We start from the raw sequence: 17,199 nt of genomic DNA, 5'->3' as shown, positions 1-17,199 counted from the left end.
CACCCGTGATGCAGCTCATCTGGAACGGCCTCATCGTCGGCTCGTTCTACGCCCTCGTCGCGCTCGGCTACAGCATGGTCTACGGCATCATCAAGTTGCTGAACTTCGCGCACGGCGACATCTACATGCTCGGCGCCTTCGTCGGGTTCTTCACGCTCTCGGCGTTCGGCATCTCGAACGAGACGTCGATCCCGCTGTTGCTGGTCATCCTCCTGCTGTCGATGGTGACGACCGGACTCATCGGCGTCGGCATCGAACGCATCGCCTACCGACCGTTGCGCAAGAGCCCACGGCTCGCGGTGCTCATCACCGCGATCGGTGTCTCGTTCACGCTCGAGTACGGGGTGCGTCAGATCTTCGGTCCGAATCCCGAGGCGTTCCCCATCCGCCTCGAATCGGCGGGTTTCGACATCGCGGGCGTACGGGTCACGGCATCGCAGATCGTGCTCGTCGTCATCGCCGCCGCCCTCATGCTGGTGCTCGCGCACATCGTCGAGCGCACCCGTCAGGGACGCGCGATGCGCGCGATAGCGCTCGATCCTCAGGGCGCCCAACTCATGGGCGTGAACGTGAACAGGGTGATCGCGATCGTGTTCTTCATCGGATCCTCGCTCGCGGGGGCCGCCGGGGTCATGGCCGGGGCGTACTACGGCTCGATCGACTTCCTGATGGGATTCATCATCGGGTTGAAGGCGTTCACGGCCGCCGTCATCGGGGGCATCGGCAATCTCTACGGGGCGATGCTCGGGGGGCTGCTGCTGGGCCTGCTCGAATCATTCGGCGCCGCCTGGTTCGGAGGGGAGTGGCGCGACGTGTTCGCGTTCGCGTTCCTCATCCTCTTCCTGACCTTCAAACCGACTGGCCTGCTCGGCGCTCGCGTCGTGGAGAGGATGTGACATGGCACGCGACCTCGCCGGCGCGTTGAAGCACGCGCCGCTGCGCGCCCCAGCCCCCCTGTTCGAACGACCACGTGCCGCGGGCGGCATCTTCGACTCGCAGCGCGGCTTCATGCGCGCCCTCGGCGGTCTCGTCGTCGTCCTCGTTGCGGTGCTCCCGTTCCTCGACGCATCCCCGTACACCATCTCGATCGCCACGAGCGCGCTCATCTACGTCATGCTCTGCATGGGCCTCAACGTCGTCGTCGGCTACGCGGGCCTCCTCGACCTCGGCTACATCGCGTTCTTCGCGGTCGGCGCCTACGTCTCGGGCATCTTCACGACCGTGCTCGGATTCCCGATGTGGCTCGCCCTTCCCGCGACGATCGCGGCCTGCATCATCGCGGGCATCATCATCGGCGCCCCGACCCTGCGGCTCCGCAGCGACTATCTGGCGATCGTGACCCTCGGCTTCGGTGAGATCATCCGGATCACGGCGAACAACCTCGACATCACGGGCGGGCCGTCCGGCATTCACGGCATCCCCACCTGGGAATTCCTCGGTTGGAGCTTCGCCGACGGCTTCACGATCGCCGGCCTCGAGTTCCCCGAGCGGGTCGTGTTCTACTACTTCGTCGCGCTCGTGGTGATCGTCGTCGGTGTGATCGGCGCCGGGCGGCTCGGCAAGGGCAAGCTCGGCCGTGCCTGGAAGGCGGTGCGCGATGACGAGGATGCCGCCGAGGCGATGGGCATCAACACCTACATCGCGAAGATCTCGGCATACATCATCGGTGCAGTCTGGGCGGGCATGGCCGGGCAGCTGATGGCGACACATCTGTCGGCGATCAGTCCGAACAGCTTCCAGTTCCTGTATTCGGCGCTGATCCTCATGGCGGTGGTGCTCGGCGGAATGGGATCGACTCCCGGTGTCATCATCGGCGCGCTGTTCGTGTCGCTCGCGCCCGAACTGCTGCGCGACTTCGCCGAGTGGCGCTACCTCATCTTCGGCATCCTGCTCGTCGTGGTCATGCTGTTCCGTCCGGCGGGGCTGTGGCCCGCCACCGCGGTGCTGCCGTGGCTCAAGAAGCGCCGCCCGACACCGCCGCCATTCACCGCCGCCGTCGGCGCGTACGAACCGAATGAACCTGCCGTCGAACCAAGCGTCATGGAATCGGTCGACGGGCTGCCCGCGACCGACGCCGAGGAAGGGAGGCGGGCATGAGCGCGCTGCTCGAGGTCACCGACCTCCGCCTGCAGTTCGGAGGCGTCAAAGCCGTCGACGGGCTGAGCTTCGAGGTGCGCGAGGGCGAGATCCTCGCCGTCATCGGACCGAACGGCGCGGGCAAGACGAGCGCGTTCAATTGCATCTCGGGGTTCTACCTGCCGACGTCAGGGTCGGTCGTCTTCCGGGGCATGCACATCGTGCGCGAAGTGCCGCGGATCTGGCACACGCTGCGGCTGGTCCAGCTGCTGCAGAGGTTCGGTTTCTACCGTGTGCTTCCATCGCGCGTGACGAAGTGGGGGATGGCCCGGACGTTCCAGAACCTGCGGCTCTTCCGCGAGCTCTCCGTGCTCGACAACGTGAAGACGGCGATGCACGCCAACCTGCGCGAGGGCTTCTGGTCGACGCTGCTGCACACCCCGGGCTACCGGCGCGCCGAGGCGGCATGCGCGCGTGAGGCACAGGGCTGGCTCGACTTCGTCGGCTTCGAGGACGACGAGGAGCTGTACGTGACGCAGCTGCCGTACGGTGAGCAGCGACGGGTCGAGATCGCTCGCGCGCTCGCGACGAGTCCGAAGCTCCTGTTGCTCGATGAGCCCGCGGCGGGCCTGAACTTCTCAGAGAAGCAGTCGCTTGTGCGCCTCATCAGGAAAGTGCGCGACCTCGGTGTCGCGGTCGTGCTCATCGAACACGACATGGGCATGGTGATGGAGCTCGCCGAACGTATCGTCGTGCTGAACTACGGCAAGGAGATCGCCGACGGCACGCCCGCGGAGATCAAGGCGAACCCGGTCGTCATCGAGGCCTACCTCGGCGTCGACGACGACACCGAGCCGATCGATGATACGAGGCTGCGAAGCGCTGCCGTCTCGGCGGCGGCGATCGCTGAGGCGCTCGTGGACGCGGGCGAGTCATCCCGCGGGAATGGCGGTGATGAGCGATGACCACGCTCGAAGTCCAGGACGTCCACGTCTACTACGGCCGTGTGCACGCGTTGCGGCAGCTGAGCTTCACCGTCGAGGAGGGTGAGATCGTCTGCCTGCTGGGCAACAACGGGGCCGGCAAGTCGACCACGATGAACCTGCTGTCGGGGCTGGTGCGCCCGAAGTCGGGGTCGGTGCGCTGGAACGGCATGGATCTCGCGACCGAGAAGCCGTGGAACATCGTGTCCTCGGGGCTCATCCACGTACCGGAGGGGAGGCGTATCTTCTCCACCATGACCGTGCACGAGAACCTGCTGCTCGGCGGCTACACGGTGCGCGACAATCGCGCCGTCGACGAACGCATCGAGCAGGTGTACGATCTCATGCCGCGACTCGCGGAACGGCGCAGACAGCAGGGCGGCACGCTGTCGGGCGGTGAACAGCAGATGGTCGCCATCGGGCGGGCCATCGTCGGGGGACCCAAGCTGCTGCTGCTGGACGAACCTTCGATGGGGCTCGCGCCGCTCGTCGTGAAACAGGTGATGGAGATCATCGCGGCGATCAACGCGCAGGGCACGACCGTGCTGCTCGTCGAGCAGAACGCGCGGGCCGCGCTGAAGATCGCGCACCGCGCCTACGTGGTCGAGACCGGCCGGACGACCTTGTCGGGTCCCGCGTCGGAGCTCGCCCGGGACGCCCGTGTCGTCGAGGCGTACCTCGGCGCATGAGGTCGCCGATGCAGGGGGGCATGCGATGAGGATCGCAGTGATCGGTGCCGGCATCATCGGCGCGGCGTGCGCGCTCGAACTGGCAGAGCGCGGCGCCGAGGTCGTCATCATCGACCGCGTCGGCGTCGCCGGCGAGACCTCCAGCCGGTGCGAGGGGAATCTCCTGGTCAGCGACAAGGGACCAGGGCCCGAAGCCGACCTCGCGATCCACTCGAATGAACAGTGGCGCTCGCTCGCCGCGCGGCTCGACGAGGCACGCACGGGCGGGCAGCCCGCGACCGAGTTCGAGGCGAAGGGCGGCGTGGTCGTCGCCTTCCCGGGGGGCGAGGCGGAACTGCGTCGATTCGCCGCGACCCAACGCGAGATCGGCATCCGCGCGGAGGAGCTCGACGCGGACCGGCTGCGCGCGACCGAGCCCAATCTCTCACCCGAGGTCGCGCTCGCGATCCACTACCCCGACGACGCCCAGCTGCAGCCCTCGAACACGACGCAGGCGCTCGCCGCCACGGCGATCCGCCGGGGCGCCCGCCTCGTCGTCGCCGAAGTGACCGGCGCCCGCACCGAGGGCGGGCGAATCGCGGCGCTCGAGACGACCACGGGCCGCATCGCCGCCGACGCGGTCGTGAACTGCGCCGGTCCGTGGGCAGGCGAGCTCGGCGAGCGCCTCGGCGCGCCGCTCGATATCCGGCCCCGCCGAGGTGTCATCCTCGTGACGACGCCGATGCCGCAGCGCGTCTTCCACAAGGTGTACGACGCCGACTATGTGGGCGCCGTCGGTTCGGGAGATGCCGCGTTGCAGACCTCGACCGTTGTCGAATCCACCCCGGGCGGAACGGTGCTGATCGGCTCGAGTCGCGAACGCGTCGGCTTCGACGACCACCCCGGGGTCGACCCCGTCCGGGCGATCGCGGCCAAGGCGATCCGGCTCTTCCCCTTCCTCGCGGACACCGCCCTGCTCCGCAGCTACTTCGGCTTCCGCCCCTACGCGCCCGACCACCTGCCGGTGATCGGCGAGGACCCGCGAATCGGGGGCCTCTTCCACGCCACCGGACACGAGGGCGCCGGCATCGGCCTCGCCCCTGCGACGGCCGAACTCGTCGCCCACGCGGTGCTCGGTGCGCAGACAACGCTCGATCCGGCGCCGTTCCTGCCGAGCCGCGCGGGACTCGGAGTCGCGGCATGAGCGGCACGGTCAGGATCGTCGTCGACGACGAGCTCATCAGCGGCCGCGACGGCCAGACGATCGCCGGTGTGCTGATCGGATCGGGGCGGATCGCGTGGCGGACTGCGCAGCATGGTGAGCGCGGCGTGTTCTGCGGAATCGGCGTCTGCCACGACTGCCTCGTCACGGTGAACGGCGTGGAGGGTGTACGTGCATGCCAACGCCGGGCGGTCGAGGGCGACCGCATCGAACGGGAGGTGCGATCGTGACGCACGTCGCGATCCTGGGCGGCGGACCGGCTGGACTCGCGGCCGCGCAGGCTGCGCTCGCCGCCGGTGCCGCGGTGACGCTGCTCGACGAGGGCGGACGCCTCGGCGGTCAGTTCTGGCGGCACCACGCCGGCATCACCGACCCCCGCATGCAGCACGGCTTCGAGCGGTTCGAGCGACTCCTCGGCTCGCTCGAACGTGCCGAGGTCCACTCGGGTGCCGCAGTGTGGTCGGCGGAGCTGCGCGACGGCGGTGACGGGGGCGGGGGGCGCATCGTGCTGCGGGCGGTCGTCGGCGACGCTGACGCGGCGGATCGGCGCCCCGTCGTCGTGCAGGCCGATGCGGTCGTCGTGGCAACGGGCGCGCACGACCTCGCGCTGCCGGTGCCCGGCTGGACCTTGCCGGGCGTGACGACCGCAGGGGCCGCACAGGCGCTCGCGAAGCGCGACGGGGTATCGGTGGGGCGCAGAACGCTCGTCGCGGGAGCGGGGCCGTTCCTGCTGCCCGTCGCCCAGTCCCTCGCACTCGTCGGCGCGACGGTCGTCGGCGTGCATGAGGCATCCCGAACCGGAGCGCTCGCCCGTGGATGGCTGCCGAAGCCGTGGGAGCTCCTCGGCAAGTCGGGGGAGCTGGCGGAGTACGTGGGCGCGCTCGTGCGGCACCGCATCCCGTACCGGATCGGCAGCGGGGTCGTGCGCGTGCTCGGCGTCGAGCGGGTCGAGGGTGCGGTCGTCGCCCAGCTCGACACGCAGTGGCGGCCGGTCCCCGGAACCGAACGCGTGATCGAGTGCGATGCGGTTGCGCTCGGCCATGGCTTCACTCCACGGCTCGAGGCGGCGATCATGCTCGGCTGCGAGGTCGAGGGCGATCGGCGAGGGCGGTTCGTCGTCGTCGACGACGCGCAGCGCACGACGATGCCGGGGGTGTTCGCGGCCGGAGAGGTGACGGGCATCGGCGGCGCCGACGCCGCCCTCGCCGAGGGCGCGATCGCGGGATTCCGCGCGGCGGGACTCGCACAGGACGATCCGCGGCTGCGCGACGCGCTCCGCGTCCGCGATCGGATGCGCCGCTTGGCGCGGCGACTCGAGAGGGCGCACGGCATCCGGCCCGGCTGGACGGCCTGGCTCGACGACGACACGATCGTCTGCCGCTGCGAGGCGGTCACGAAAGGCGCCATCGCCGAGCGCGCCGAGGTGCCGCTGCGGGCGATGCGCCTCGCGACGAGGGCCGGGCTCGGCCCGTGCCAGGCCCGGACCTGCGGGCGCGCGGTCGAGGCGATCGTCGCCGAGGCGCGGGCGTCGGCGGCCGTCACCGGAGCAGCGGGGGAGGCCGTTGGCGGCGCGAACGCGGGTGCCCAGGGCGATGGCGCCGTCGGATTCGACCGTCGGCCGCTGCTCGCGCCCGTTCGCCTCGGCGAACTGGCCGAGCCGACGGAGCCGGCGAGCGACGAGAATCGGAACGAGGCGTGGCCCAGCGGGTGTAGTGCGTGATATATTACACATTACTTGAGGTCGAAGAGGTCCCGTGATCATCCCGAGACCGTCCCAGACCCGCATCGAGACCGACAGGATGGAACCCCAATGACCGAGCAGAACATGGACCTGGGCGGTGTCGTCGTCGCCACCACCCTCGCCTTCCGTGAAGATCCCGCGGCTCCCGCCGGGCTCGCCGTCGACTACGACAAGTTCGGCGAGCACGTCGACTTCCTCATGTCGAACGGCTGCCGCGGCGTCGGCCCGAACGGCTCGCTCGGCGAGTACTCCTCGCTCACCGACGAGGAGCGCCGCAAGGTGATCCAGGTCGCCGTCGAAGCCGTCGACGGCCGCGGCATCGTGATCGCCGGCGTCCACGGCGTCGGCAGCCACCAGGCGCGCAAGTGGGCCGAGATCTCCCAGGAGGACGGCGCCGACGGCGTGCTAATGCTGCCGCCGACGCTCTACCGCGCCAACGAGGCCGAGGTCATCGCGCACTACCAGGAGGTCGCGAAGGTCGGGCTGCCGATCATGGCCTACAACAACCCCTTCGACACCAAGGTCGACCTCGTGCCCTCGCTCGTCGCGAAGCTGGCCGAGATCCCCGAGGTCGTCGCGATCAAGGAGTTCTCGGGCGACGTGCGCCGTGTCTACGAGATCAAGGAGCAGTGCGACATCGACGTCATCGCCGGTGCCGACGACGTGCTCTTCGAGCTCATGGTGAACGGCGCCGTCGGCTGGTTCGCGGGCTACCCGAACGCCTTCCCGAAGGAGGCGGTCGAGCTCTACAACCTCTGCGCCGACGGCAAGTGGCACGAGGCGAAGGCGCTCTACGAGCAGCTCGTCGCCGTCTTCCGCTGGGATTCGCGCACCGAGTTCGTGCAGGCGATCAAGCTCTCGATGGACATCTGCGGCAACTCCTACGGCGGCCCGACCCGCCCGCCGCGCGGCCCGCTCTCGGCAGAGCAGCACGCCCAGGTCACCGCCGACACCGAGCGCGCGCTCGCGGCGCTCGCGGCACGCCAGGCGGTGCTCGCCTGATGCGCGCGCGCCGGGTTCTGTCCGCCGTCGACTCCCACACCGAGGGCATGCCGACCCGTGTCGTCACGGGCGGCGTCGGCCGGATCCCCGGTGCGACCATGAACGACCGCCGGCTCTACGCGATGGAGCACCTCGACGGGCTGCGGGGCCTGCTCATGAACGAGCCCCGCGGCCACGCGTCGATGTCGGGCGCGCTCCTGCAGCCGCCCGCGCGAGACGACGCCGACTGGGGCGTGGTCTTCATCGAGGCCTCCGGGTTCCTGCCGATGTGCGGGCACGGCACGATCGGTGTCGCGACCGTGCTCGTCGAGACCGGCATGGTCGAGGTGACGGAGCCCGTCACCGAGATCCGGCTCGACGTGCCGGCCGGCCTCGTCATCGCGCGCGTTGCAGTCGAGGGCGGTCGTGCGAAGCACGTCACCATCGAGAACGTGCCGAGCTTCACCGAGCGGCTGGATGCCTCGATCGAGGTGCCCGGGTACGGCGACGTGCCGTACTCGATCGCCTTCGGCGGCAACTTCTACGCGCTCGTCGAACTCGACGCCGTCGGCCTGCCGTTCGACCGCGCGCACCAGGATGACATCCTCCGCGCGGGACTCGCGATCATGGAGGCGATCAACACGCAGGCGCCTCCGCAGCATCCCGTGATCGCCGGCGCGAACCATGTGCACCACGTCGAGTTCATCGCACCCGGATCCGACGCCGTCCGCTCCCGGCACGCCATGGCCATCCACCCCGGGTGGTTCGACCGTTCGCCCTGCGGGACCGGGACGAGCGCGCGCATGGCCGAGCTCTTCGCCCGGGGCGAGCTCGCACTCGACGCCGACTTCGTCAACGAGTCGTTCATCGGCACCGAGTTCACGGGGCGCCTCATCCGCGAGACCGAGGTCGGCGGCATCCCGGCCGTCGTCCCGACGATCACTGGCCGCGCCTGGGTGACCGGCCTCGGCCAGTACCTGCTCGACGACGACGACCCGTTCCCCGAGGGATTCGTCTTCTGACCCGTCCCGCCGGGGCAGCCATCCGAATCGACCAGTTGGAGACCCACGCATGACCACCGAGATCGACCTCGACGACGTCGCCGGCAACGCCGCGCGCGCCGCGCGACCCTTCGCCGACACCCTGCCGAGGGACCGCGCCGCCGCGCTCGTCGCCGTCGCCGACGCGCTCGACGCGGCATCCGCCGAACTCATCGCCATCGCGATGCGCGAGACCGGCCTCACCGAGGCTCGCCTCACCGGCGAGGTGCGCCGCACGACGAACCAGCTGCGACTGTTCGCCGAGGTGATCGTCGACGGCGGCTACCTCGACGCGCGTATCGACGACGCCGACCCCGGCTACGTGATCGGCCCGCGCCCCGACGTGCGGCGCGTGCTCGAGCCCGTCGGCCCGGTGCTGAACTTCGCGGCATCGAACTTCCCGTTCGCGTTTTCGGTCGCCGGCGGCGATTCGGCCGCGGCCCTCGCGGCGGGCTGCCCGCTCATCGTGAAGGCCCACTCGGGGCATCCCGACCTCTCGCGCCGCACCGGGGAGATCGTCGCCGCCGCGCTCGCTGAGGCGGGCATGCCCGAGGGCGTCTTCCAGGTGGTCGCCGGGCAGCAAGCCGGGGTCGCCCTCCTGAAGGACGAGCGGATCCGCGCCGGCGCCTTCACCGGGTCGACGCACGTCGGCCGGCTCCTCGCCGACATCGCCGCATCGCGGCAGCGGCCGATCCCGTTCTTCGGTGAGCTCGGCAGCGTGAACCCCGTCTACGCGACGGCGGGCGCGGTGGCGGAGGACCCCGAGCTGCTGCAGGGCTTCCTCACGTCGGTCTCGGGATCGGCCGGGCAGCTGTGCACCAAGCCCGGCTTCCTCTTCGTGCCGCGCGAAGCGGTGCTCGTTCCCGTCGGCGAGACCGCCGCGTCGCTCGCCGAGCACCGTCTGCTGAACCCGGGCATCGGTCGCGCCTTCGAGGAGCGCCGCACCGCCGTGCTCGGCGCACCGGGCGTCACCGTGCTCGCCGAGGGCGCCGTGCGCGTCGACGACGCCGAGCAGCGCTTCGCGACGCCCACCGTCGTCGAGGTCGACCTCGCGACGCTGCGCGAGCACCGCGACGAGCTGCTCGAGGAGTCGTTCGGTCCGCTCTCGATCGTCGTCCGCTACGACGACGCGGCCGAACTGCCCGAGGTGCAGCGCGAGCTGTTCCCGGGCAACCTCACCTCGACGCTGCACGCGAGCGACGCCGAGCTCGCGGGCGGCGGACTCGCGCACCTCGTCGACGCCCTCGCCGAGACGAGCGGCCGGGTGCTGTTCGGCGGCTGGCCGACGGGCGTCTCCGTGACGAGCGCGATGCAGCACGGCGGCCCGTATCCCGCGACCACGAGCGACGCCACGAGCGTCGGCACCGCGGCGATCACCCGCTTCCTGCGCGGCGTCGCCTACCAGAACGCGCCGCAGGCGCTGCTGCCGGCACCGCTCCGCGACGACAACCCGTGGGGCGTACCGCAACGGCGCAGCGCAGCGGGCCGCTCACCCGGGTGGGGGAGCCTCACCGGCGAGCACTGAGCACGAAACACGACGGCGGATGCCTCGGGGCCGGCCCCGAGGCATCCGCCCTCGTCGCTTCGTGCGGTCAGCGGCGGTCAGCGCAGGCTGAAGCCCTCGGCGAGCGGGTCGGCCGGGTCGAGCTCGAACTCGCAGCGGCCGACCCGGTACGCCTGTCCGGTGACCTCGGGGATCACTCCGTCGGCGGTGCGCTCCGCGACCCGTGCGAGGAAGCGGGTGCCGATGATGGAGTCGTGCGTCAGCGTCTCGCCGTCGGCGAGCTCGCCCGTGTGCGCGAGGAGGGCGACCCGCGAGGCGGTGCCCGAGCCGCACGGGCTCCGGTCGACCTCGCCGTCGGCGAAGACGGTCACGTTGCGCTGCCACGGGCCCGACTCGGTGCGGCCCAGGTCGTCGACGAGGATCGTGCCGTAGACGCCCGAGAGGCGGTCGTCGTCGAGCCGCGCCGCGGGGTGGTCGTTCAGGGCCCACTTGATCTCACGACCGAGGCGGATGAGCTCGGTCGTGTGGGCGGGGGCGACCTCGAGCCCGAGCGAGGCCGCCGGCAGGGTCGCGTAGACGGCGCCGCCGAAGACGAGGTCGACGAGCACCTCGCCGCGGCGCGTCGTGAGCGGGATGCCGCGGGCGAGCACCCGGGAGGCCACGTTGCGGAAGACGACCCCGGTCGTCCGTCCGGCCTCGCGCTGCACCCGCGCCTCGACGCGTCCGCTCGGCACGTCGATCGTGACGACCGCCTCGCCGTCGTCGGGTGCCGCGACGCGACCGCTCGCGACGGCCCAGGCGCCGAGCGCCATGGTGCCGTGCCCGCATGCGGTCGAGAACCCGTCCTTGTGCCAGAACAGCACGCCGAAGTCGGCGCCGTCGTCGTCGGGCGGCGTGATGAACCCGCCGTACATGTCGTCGTGGCCGCGCGGCTCCAGGCAGAGGAAGCGGCGCACGGCATCGGGTTCACCGGTCATCGCGTGGACCCGCCGCTCGGCCACGGTAGCGCCCTCGGTCGCGACGCCCTCCACGATCCGGAACGGTTCGCCGGCGGTGTGCCAGTCCTCGGTGCTCCAACGCATCACGCGCCCTCCTTCTCGATCGCGGCCTGCGCGACCGCGAGATCCTGCCATCCCATGCCGCACGTCTTCACGACCCGCGGACGGTCCCGCGCCACGGCGACGTGGCCGGTCGCGATCCGCGCCATCGGCACGACGTCGCCGGGGGAGAGATGCCCCTCCTCGACGGCCATGATCACATCCCCGGCCTCCGTGCGCGACACCCGCTCGGTCTCCACGATCACCTGCGCGCGCCCGAGGAGCGCACCGGGCAGCTCGCGAGCGTCGCGCTCGTGCGATCCGACCGCGACGAGCGCGGTGCGGTCGCGCACGAGGGCCGCGTCGAAGAGCGGTTCGCGCGCGGTCGTCGCGCACACCACCAGGTCGGCGTCGGCGACGTCGCGGTCGGTGCCGACGGCGACGTCGAGACCGGATGCCGCGAAGGCGGCCACCGCGCGTTCGGCCCGCCCCGGGTCGCGGCCGACGAAGCGCACCCGCGCGATCGGGCGGATGGCCCGCATCGCCTCGACGTGGCGGACGCCCTGCGGGCCGGTGCCGAACACGACGAGGTTCGCGGCGTCGGGCTCGGCGACGAGGTCGAGCATCGCGGCCGACATCGCGGGGGTTCGCAGGTTCGTGAGCTCGGTGCCGTCGAGGAGGGCGACGGGCGAGAGGGTCTCGGCGTCGAGCACGATGTAGACGGCCTGGATGCGTTCGAGGCCGCGCCCGGGGTTCGCGGGGGCGACCGTCGCGAGCTTCTGCCCGGCGTAGCGGCCGAGATCGGCCGGCATCAGCAGGAGCTGCCCGTGCCGGACGTCGACGATCGATCGCGGCGGATCGTCGTCGGGATCGAACCCGGCCCGGAGCGCATCCTGGAGGGCTCGGACGGCGCGGGGGAGGTCGACGCGGGCGCGGATCGCCGCGGCATCGAGGACCCGCATGGCGGCGATGACATCGGTCATGTCGACATCCTACTGTGTGATGTGTAACATGCCACACATCGCGGATGATGACGCGCCCGCCTCGCCGCGAAGGTACCCTTCCAGGCGGCCGTCTACACGACGACTTGTACGTCGATGCGGGCCTCTCGCTCGAGACGGCCGCACGCGTCGTCGTGCTCGAGGCGTGGATCACCAATGAGTTCGAGCACGACGGCCTGCATCGGGGCGATTCGCCGAGCAACTGTTCACCGCACCCGAGGTTCGCCTCGGCACGGCACCAGCAACGGATGGCCCGCGCACCGCGGGCCGGGAGGAGACCCGATGACCAGCAATGACACCCCCGATGCCGTAGCCGAACTCGTCGTGCCCGCAGCGGCGGCGCCCGCGCGATCGATGCCGCAGGCGGCCGAGCCCGATCCGCGCATGCCGCGCCTCGCCGAGGCACCGGGCTTCCGCGAGTGGATGCTCCAGGGCTGGGGCGAGGCCGATCGCACGCCCGGCGTCCCGTCGGGCGCCGCCGAGGCGGGCGTTCGGCACCGGGCACGGCTGGGGGAGGCGCTACCGGGTCGCGTGCTCGCTGTCGCCGCGGGCCGGGCGCCCATGCGCGTGAACGACAACGCGCACGAGTTCCGTGCCGACAGCGACTTCCTCTGGCTCGTCGGAGCCCCGATCGAGGACGCCGTGCTGGTGCTCGAACCGGTCGCGGGAGGCCACGACGCGACGCTCTACCTGCCCGCACCGTTCCGTCCGGGCGACGACGGCTTCTTCGCAGATCCGCTGCGGGGCGAGCTCTGGGTCGGCCCGATGCCCGGTCTCCGCGAGTACGGGGACGCGCTCGGCGTTCGCACCCGGCGCCTCGAGGAGCTCGAGCTGTCCGCCGACGCCCTGCTGGCCGGCACGCCCGCCGCCTCGGGCCCGGCCGCCGCGCTGAGCGCCCGCCCCCGCTCGGCCGAGCTAAACCGGGTGCTCGCCGAACTCCGCATGATCAAGGACGAGTGGGAGCTCGCCGAGCTGCGCGCGGCCGTCGACACGACGGTCGACGGGTTCGCCGCGACCGCGCTCGAGATCCCGCAGGCGGTGCGCCGCGGCGGCGAGCGCTGGCTGCAGGGCACCTTCGACCGGCACGCGCGCACCTTCGGCGCAGGTGTGGGTTACGCGTCGATCGTCGGTTCCGGCGCGCACGCACCCATCCTGCACTGGGTGCGCGCCGAGGGCGAGGTCGACCCCGAGGCCCTGCTGCTGCTCGATCTCGGCGTCGAGCGCCGCTCGGGCTACACCGCGGACGTCACGCGGACCCTGCCCGCGTCGGGACGGTTCTCGACGGCGCAGCGCGAGGTCCACGACCTCGTCGAGCGGTCGCACCGCGCGGGCCTCGCGGCCGTCGGGCCGGGTCGCGACTGGGCCGACTTCCACACCGCCTGCATGGAGGTGCTCGCACGCGGGCTCGCTGACTGGGGACTCCTGCCGGTCTCGGTCGACGAGGCGCTCTCGCCCGGCGGGCAGCAGCACCGCCGCTACATCGTGTGCGGGGTCGGCCACCACCTCGGCATCGACGTGCACGACTGCTCGACCGCGAGCCACGCCGCCTATCAGGGGGCGAAGATGCGCCCCGGCATGGTCCTGACCGTCGAGCCCGGGCTCTACTTCCACGCCTTCGACGAGACCCTTCCGCCCGAGCTCCGCGGGGTCGGCGTCCGCCTCGAGGACGACCTCGTGGTGACCGACGGCGGCAGCGAGGTGCTGTCGGCGGCGCTGCCGATCGATGTCGCCGGCATCGAATCATGGATGGCCCGACTCGCGTGAGGCGCCGGTTCGCGGGCGCTCACTGAATCTGGCAGAATAGGCGGTTGGACCGCCGCCCGACCCTCTATCCGGCCGTGGTCCACCCAATTCGAGCTTCCGCCGGGTGTGCACCCCACGCTCCAGGCGATCGGTTCAACCTTTTCTACACATTCAGGAGAATTGTGGCTGTCAAGATTCGTCTCAAGCGCCTCGGCAAGATCCGCGCGCCCTACTACCGCATCGTCGTCGCCGACTCGCGCACCAAGCGCGACGGTCGCGTGATCGAGGAGATCGGCAAGTACCACCCCACCGAGCAGCCCTCGTTCATCGAGGTCGACTCCGAGCGTGCCCAGTACTGGCTCTCCGTCGGCGCGCAGCCGACCGAGCAGGTCACGGCGATCCTCAAGCTCACCGGCGACTGGGGCAAGTTCAAGGGCGACGAGAACGCCGTCTCGAAGGTCCAGGTGAAGGACGCCAAGGTCGCGTTCGTGGCCGACGAGAAGAAGAAGCCGGTGCTCAAGCCCAAGGCCGAGAAGCCGGCCCCCAAGGCCGAAGAGGCGCCTGCCGAGGCTGAGGCCGAGGCCGCGACGGACGAGGCGTAGACCTTGCTCCAGTCCGCGCTCGAACACCTCGTCAAGGGGATCGTCGATCACCCTGACGATGTGAAGGTCGTCTCCGCGTCGAGCGCACGCGGCGAGGTCCTCGAGGTTCACGTGAACCCCGAGGACCTCGGTCGCGTCATCGGCCGTGCCGGCCGTACCGCGAAAGCGCTCCGCACCCTCGTCACGGCTCTCGCCGACGGTCGCCGCGTGCGCGTCGACGTCGTCGACACCGACGACTGACGTGGCCGACGCAGGCACGCAACTGCGGGTCGGCCGCCTGACGAAGGCGCACGGCCTCAAGGGCGCCATCAAGCTCGAGCTCTACACCGACGACCCCGAGCGCCGTTTCGTGCCCGGCGCGGAGTTCTCGCTTCAGGTGCCCGAGAGCTCGCCGTGGCACGGCAAGCACCTCACCCTGCGCGAGCTGCGCTGGTACAACGGGCATCCGGTGGGCTTCTTCGAAGGGGTCGACGACCGCACCGCAGCCGAAAGCCTCGCGAAGGCGATCCTCTGGGTCTCGCACACCGACGACGAGGCCGCCGAGCCCGACGCCTGGTACGACCACCAGCTCATCGGCCTCGCGGTCATTCGCGACGGCGAGCGCATCGGCGAGGTCACGCATGTCGACCACCTGCCCGCGCAGGACCTGCTCATCGTCCGCGTCGATGAGGAACGTGCCAAGGCGCGCGAGGTCATGGTGCCCTTCGTCGCCGCCATCGTGCCCGAGGTCGACCTCGAGGCCGGCACCCTGACGGTGACGCCGCCGGCGGGGCTCTTCGAGGACGTGGCCGACGAGGACGTGGCCGACGAGGACGCGGCCGACGAGGCCACCGCCGCACCCGTCGCCGGTACCGCCGAAGATTCGGCCGAGGGCGAGTCCGGGGCATCCGACCGCACCACCGACGACGCCGAGTAGGTCGCCCATGCGGATCGACATCGTCACGATCTTCCCGTCGTTCTTCGACGTGCTCGACCTGTCGCTCCTCGGCAGGGCCCGACAGTCCGGCCTCATCGAGGTGACCGCGCACGACCTGCGCGACTTCACCCACGACCGCCACCGCACCGTCGACGACACGCCGTACGGCGGCGGCGCCGGCATGGTCATGAAACCCGAGCCGTGGGGCGAGGCCCTCGACGCGATCGTCGGTGACGGGGCATCCGACGCGCTGCTCGTCGTACCGTCGCCGGCGGGCGAGCCGTTCACCCAGGAGCTCGCGCGCGAACTCGCCGCAGAGCCGCACCTCGTGTTCGCGTGCGGTCGCTACGAGGGCATCGACCAGCGCGTCGTCGACCATTACGCGACGCGCATGCGCGTGCGGCTCGTCAGCCTCGGCGACTACGTGCTCAACGGCGGCGAGGTCGCCGTCATGGCGATGATCGAAGCGGCGGGGCGCCTCGTCCCCGGTGTCGTCGGCAACCCCGAGAGCCTCGTCGAGGAGTCGCACGAGAACGGGCTGCTCGAGTACCCGAGCTACACGAAGCCGGCCGCGTGGCGCGGCCTCGACGTGCCCCCCGTGCTGCTCTCGGGCAACCACGGGGCGATCGCCGCGTGGCGACACGAGCAGCAGGTCGAGCGAACCCGTCGCGTACGGCCCGAACTGCTCGACGACTGAACCTCGCCGGGCTCGCCGCGTGAGGGACTCTTCACGTTCCCGAAACATGCGGGTGCGACCCGTGAAACACGCCGTGCATACCGTCGAAACCGGCGGCTGAGACCGGATTCCGCCGGAGAGCGCGGGGCGGAACATGGTCGGGACGAGCGGCTCGGGCGTGCCGGCGGACGTACCCGGCATCCACCCCCTCCGGCTCGTGGCGGTCACCCACGGCGCCCCCTCGCCTGAAAATCGCGAGGCGGTGATCCGCCTCGTCGACGCCGTCGCGTCTGAGCGCCCCGAGCTCGACGTGTCCATCAGCTTCGTGGACGCCGCGAACCGCGATGTCGCGGCGTCGCTCGCGGCGACGGCGGAACCGGATGCCGTGATCGTGCCGCTCGTGCTCTCGGCGGGTTTCCACGTGCGCACCGGACTCTCGCTGGGACTCGATCGCCTCGGCGGCGGCGCACAGCTCGCCGATGAGCTCGGGCCCGACGATCGCATCGTCGCGGTGCTCGCCCGCCGCCTCTTCGACCTCGGCCTCGATGACGACGACACCGTGGTGCTCGCGGCCGCCGGATCCAATGACCCGCGCGCGGTACGGGAGTGCTTCGAGACGGCTCGGCGCCTGGGGCAGCGACTCGGGCGGCCCGTGACGGTCGGGTTCATCGCGGCGGCGATTCCGCGGCTCCCCGACGCGATCGAGATGATCCGCGAGGTGCACCCGGGCACGCGCGTGCTCGTCGGCGCGTACCTGCTCGCCCCCGGCACGTTCTACGACGCCGCCGCCGGCGCGGGCGGCGACGTCATCGCCGACCCGTTGCTGCTGCCGGACCATGCGGCGCCGCATGAGCTCGTCGAGCTCGTGCTCGCGCGCTACGCCGCCGTCGACGCGAACGACTGGGAGCCTGCCTGACGCGCTGAGCGTCGCGCTGAGCGTCGCGTCGCGCTGAGCCGCCGCGTCGCGCTGAGCGTCGCGATTGACAGGTCACGGGTGACCGGCAGCGAC

At 71.1% G+C, this 17,199-nt stretch carries 17 protein-coding genes and 1 pseudogene; 16 read left to right on the top strand and 2 right to left on the bottom strand.

Features of this window, described 5'->3' with window-relative positions; all coding sequences use genetic code 11:
* Positions 1–8: 8 nt before the first annotated feature.
* The 10 genes and pseudogenes from LQ757_RS09265 to LQ757_RS09220 form a co-directional block, all read left to right on the top strand.
* The gene (locus tag LQ757_RS09265; protein WP_231047335.1) at positions 9–896 is read left to right on the top strand and encodes a branched-chain amino acid ABC transporter permease; all 888 of its coding nucleotides are present in this window, start codon (positions 9–11) and stop codon (positions 894–896) included.
* A gap of 1 nt (position 897) precedes the next feature.
* Positions 898–2,097, top strand: coding sequence for a branched-chain amino acid ABC transporter permease (locus tag LQ757_RS09260; protein WP_231046923.1), 1,200 nt, complete (start codon positions 898–900; stop codon positions 2,095–2,097).
* Complete coding sequence (locus LQ757_RS09255) at positions 2,094–3,041, top strand: ABC transporter ATP-binding protein (protein WP_231046922.1); 948 nt, start codon at positions 2,094–2,096, stop codon at positions 3,039–3,041. The genes LQ757_RS09260 and LQ757_RS09255 overlap by 4 nt, the downstream gene beginning before the upstream one ends.
* Complete coding sequence (locus tag LQ757_RS09250) at positions 3,038–3,748, top strand: ABC transporter ATP-binding protein (RefSeq protein ID WP_231046921.1); 711 nt, start codon at positions 3,038–3,040, stop codon at positions 3,746–3,748. Before LQ757_RS09255 ends, LQ757_RS09250 begins: the two co-directional genes overlap by 4 nt.
* Positions 3,749–3,773: 25 nt before the next feature.
* Positions 3,774–4,931 carry an NAD(P)/FAD-dependent oxidoreductase gene (locus LQ757_RS09245; protein WP_231046920.1) on the top strand — a complete coding sequence of 386 codons (1,158 nt, stop codon included), beginning with the start codon at positions 3,774–3,776 and terminating at the stop codon, positions 4,929–4,931.
* The gene (locus tag LQ757_RS09240) at positions 4,928–5,179 is read left to right on the top strand and encodes a (2Fe-2S)-binding protein (protein ID WP_231046919.1); all 252 of its coding nucleotides are present in this window, start codon (positions 4,928–4,930) and stop codon (positions 5,177–5,179) included. The genes LQ757_RS09245 and LQ757_RS09240 overlap by 4 nt, the downstream gene beginning before the upstream one ends.
* The gene (locus tag LQ757_RS09235; protein ID WP_231046918.1) at positions 5,176–6,669 is read left to right on the top strand and encodes an FAD/NAD(P)-dependent oxidoreductase; all 1,494 of its coding nucleotides are present in this window, start codon (positions 5,176–5,178) and stop codon (positions 6,667–6,669) included. The genes LQ757_RS09240 and LQ757_RS09235 overlap by 4 nt, the downstream gene beginning before the upstream one ends.
* Positions 6,670–6,759: 90 nt before the next feature.
* Positions 6,760–7,692, top strand: a complete 933-nt coding sequence (locus LQ757_RS09230; RefSeq protein ID WP_231046917.1) for a dihydrodipicolinate synthase family protein — start codon at positions 6,760–6,762, stop codon at positions 7,690–7,692.
* On the top strand, positions 7,692–8,693 hold the full coding sequence (locus LQ757_RS09225; RefSeq protein WP_231046916.1) for a proline racemase family protein: 1,002 nt from the start codon (positions 7,692–7,694) through the stop codon (positions 8,691–8,693). Before LQ757_RS09230 ends, LQ757_RS09225 begins: the two co-directional genes overlap by 1 nt.
* Positions 8,694–8,736: 43 nt before the next feature.
* Positions 8,737–10,236 (top strand): annotated as a pseudogene (locus LQ757_RS09220) (aldehyde dehydrogenase (NADP(+))); the annotation flags it as partial.
* 77 nt (positions 10,237–10,313) lie between these two features.
* Here LQ757_RS09220 and LQ757_RS09215 read toward each other — a convergent pair.
* Together LQ757_RS09215 and LQ757_RS09210 are read right to left on the bottom strand one after the other, a co-directional pair.
* Complete coding sequence (locus tag LQ757_RS09215; protein WP_231047334.1) at positions 10,314–11,297, bottom strand: proline racemase family protein; 984 nt, start codon at positions 11,295–11,297, stop codon at positions 10,314–10,316.
* A complete protein-coding gene (locus LQ757_RS09210) occupies positions 11,297–12,235 on the bottom strand; it encodes an ornithine cyclodeaminase family protein (protein ID WP_231046914.1) in 939 nt (312 codons plus the stop codon). The genes LQ757_RS09215 and LQ757_RS09210 overlap by 1 nt, the downstream gene beginning before the upstream one ends.
* A gap of 300 nt (positions 12,236–12,535) precedes the next feature.
* Between LQ757_RS09210 and LQ757_RS09205 the strand changes: the two genes are divergently transcribed.
* The 6 genes from LQ757_RS09205 (at position 12,536) to LQ757_RS09180 (ending at position 17,106) form a co-directional block, all read left to right on the top strand.
* Entirely contained in the window at positions 12,536–14,017 is a 1,482-nt protein-coding gene (locus LQ757_RS09205; protein WP_308195597.1) for an aminopeptidase P family protein, read from the top strand.
* Between the two features lie 161 nt (positions 14,018–14,178).
* Entirely contained in the window at positions 14,179–14,598 is a 420-nt protein-coding gene (rpsP, locus tag LQ757_RS09200) for a 30S ribosomal protein S16 (RefSeq protein ID WP_231046913.1), read from the top strand.
* A gap of 3 nt (positions 14,599–14,601) precedes the next feature.
* Positions 14,602–14,838, top strand: a complete 237-nt coding sequence (locus tag LQ757_RS09195; protein ID WP_056651189.1) for an RNA-binding protein — start codon at positions 14,602–14,604, stop codon at positions 14,836–14,838.
* A gap of 1 nt (position 14,839) precedes the next feature.
* Positions 14,840–15,514, top strand: coding sequence for a ribosome maturation factor RimM (gene rimM / locus LQ757_RS09190; RefSeq protein ID WP_231046912.1), 675 nt, complete (start codon positions 14,840–14,842; stop codon positions 15,512–15,514).
* Between the two features lie 7 nt (positions 15,515–15,521).
* Positions 15,522–16,211 carry a tRNA (guanosine(37)-N1)-methyltransferase TrmD gene (gene trmD, locus LQ757_RS09185; RefSeq protein ID WP_231046911.1) on the top strand — a complete coding sequence of 230 codons (690 nt, stop codon included), beginning with the start codon at positions 15,522–15,524 and terminating at the stop codon, positions 16,209–16,211.
* 133 nt (positions 16,212–16,344) lie between these two features.
* Positions 16,345–17,106: a sirohydrochlorin chelatase gene (locus LQ757_RS09180; RefSeq protein ID WP_231046910.1), complete on the top strand. Its 762-nt coding sequence runs from the start codon at positions 16,345–16,347 to the stop codon at positions 17,104–17,106.
* Positions 17,107–17,199: the final 93 nt, after the last annotated feature.

This window comes from Agromyces cavernae (genome assembly GCF_021044935.1).
GTDB lineage: Bacteria > Actinomycetota > Actinomycetes > Actinomycetales > Microbacteriaceae > Agromyces > Agromyces cavernae.
Note: the sequence above shows the minus strand (reverse complement) of the source record. Positions and strands in the feature narration are given on the sequence as shown.

Bases quoted from the DNA above. Each gene is read 5' to 3' on its own strand.
- LQ757_RS09265 (WP_231047335.1), top strand. From the start codon at position 9: ATGCAGCTCATCTGGAACGGCCTCATCGTCGGCTCGTTCTACGCCCTC.
- LQ757_RS09260 (WP_231046923.1), top strand. From the start codon at position 898: ATGGCACGCGACCTCGCCGGCGCGTTGAAGCACGCGCCGCTGCGCGCC.
- LQ757_RS09255 (WP_231046922.1), top strand. From the start codon at position 2,094: ATGAGCGCGCTGCTCGAGGTCACCGACCTCCGCCTGCAGTTCGGAGGC.
- LQ757_RS09250 (WP_231046921.1), top strand. From the start codon at position 3,038: ATGACCACGCTCGAAGTCCAGGACGTCCACGTCTACTACGGCCGTGTG.
- LQ757_RS09245 (WP_231046920.1), top strand. From the start codon at position 3,774: ATGAGGATCGCAGTGATCGGTGCCGGCATCATCGGCGCGGCGTGCGCG.
- LQ757_RS09240 (WP_231046919.1), top strand. From the start codon at position 4,928: ATGAGCGGCACGGTCAGGATCGTCGTCGACGACGAGCTCATCAGCGGC.
- LQ757_RS09230 (WP_231046917.1), top strand. From the start codon at position 6,760: ATGACCGAGCAGAACATGGACCTGGGCGGTGTCGTCGTCGCCACCACC.
- LQ757_RS09225 (WP_231046916.1), top strand. From the start codon at position 7,692: ATGCGCGCGCGCCGGGTTCTGTCCGCCGTCGACTCCCACACCGAGGGC.
- LQ757_RS09215 (WP_231047334.1), bottom strand. From the start codon at position 11,297: ATGCGTTGGAGCACCGAGGACTGGCACACCGCCGGCGAACCGTTCCGG.
- LQ757_RS09210 (WP_231046914.1), bottom strand. From the start codon at position 12,235: ATGACCGATGTCATCGCCGCCATGCGGGTCCTCGATGCCGCGGCGATC.
- LQ757_RS09205 (WP_308195597.1), top strand. From the start codon at position 12,536: ATGACCAGCAATGACACCCCCGATGCCGTAGCCGAACTCGTCGTGCCC.
- trmD (WP_231046911.1), top strand. From the start codon at position 15,522: ATGCGGATCGACATCGTCACGATCTTCCCGTCGTTCTTCGACGTGCTC.
- LQ757_RS09180 (WP_231046910.1), top strand. From the start codon at position 16,345: ATGGTCGGGACGAGCGGCTCGGGCGTGCCGGCGGACGTACCCGGCATC.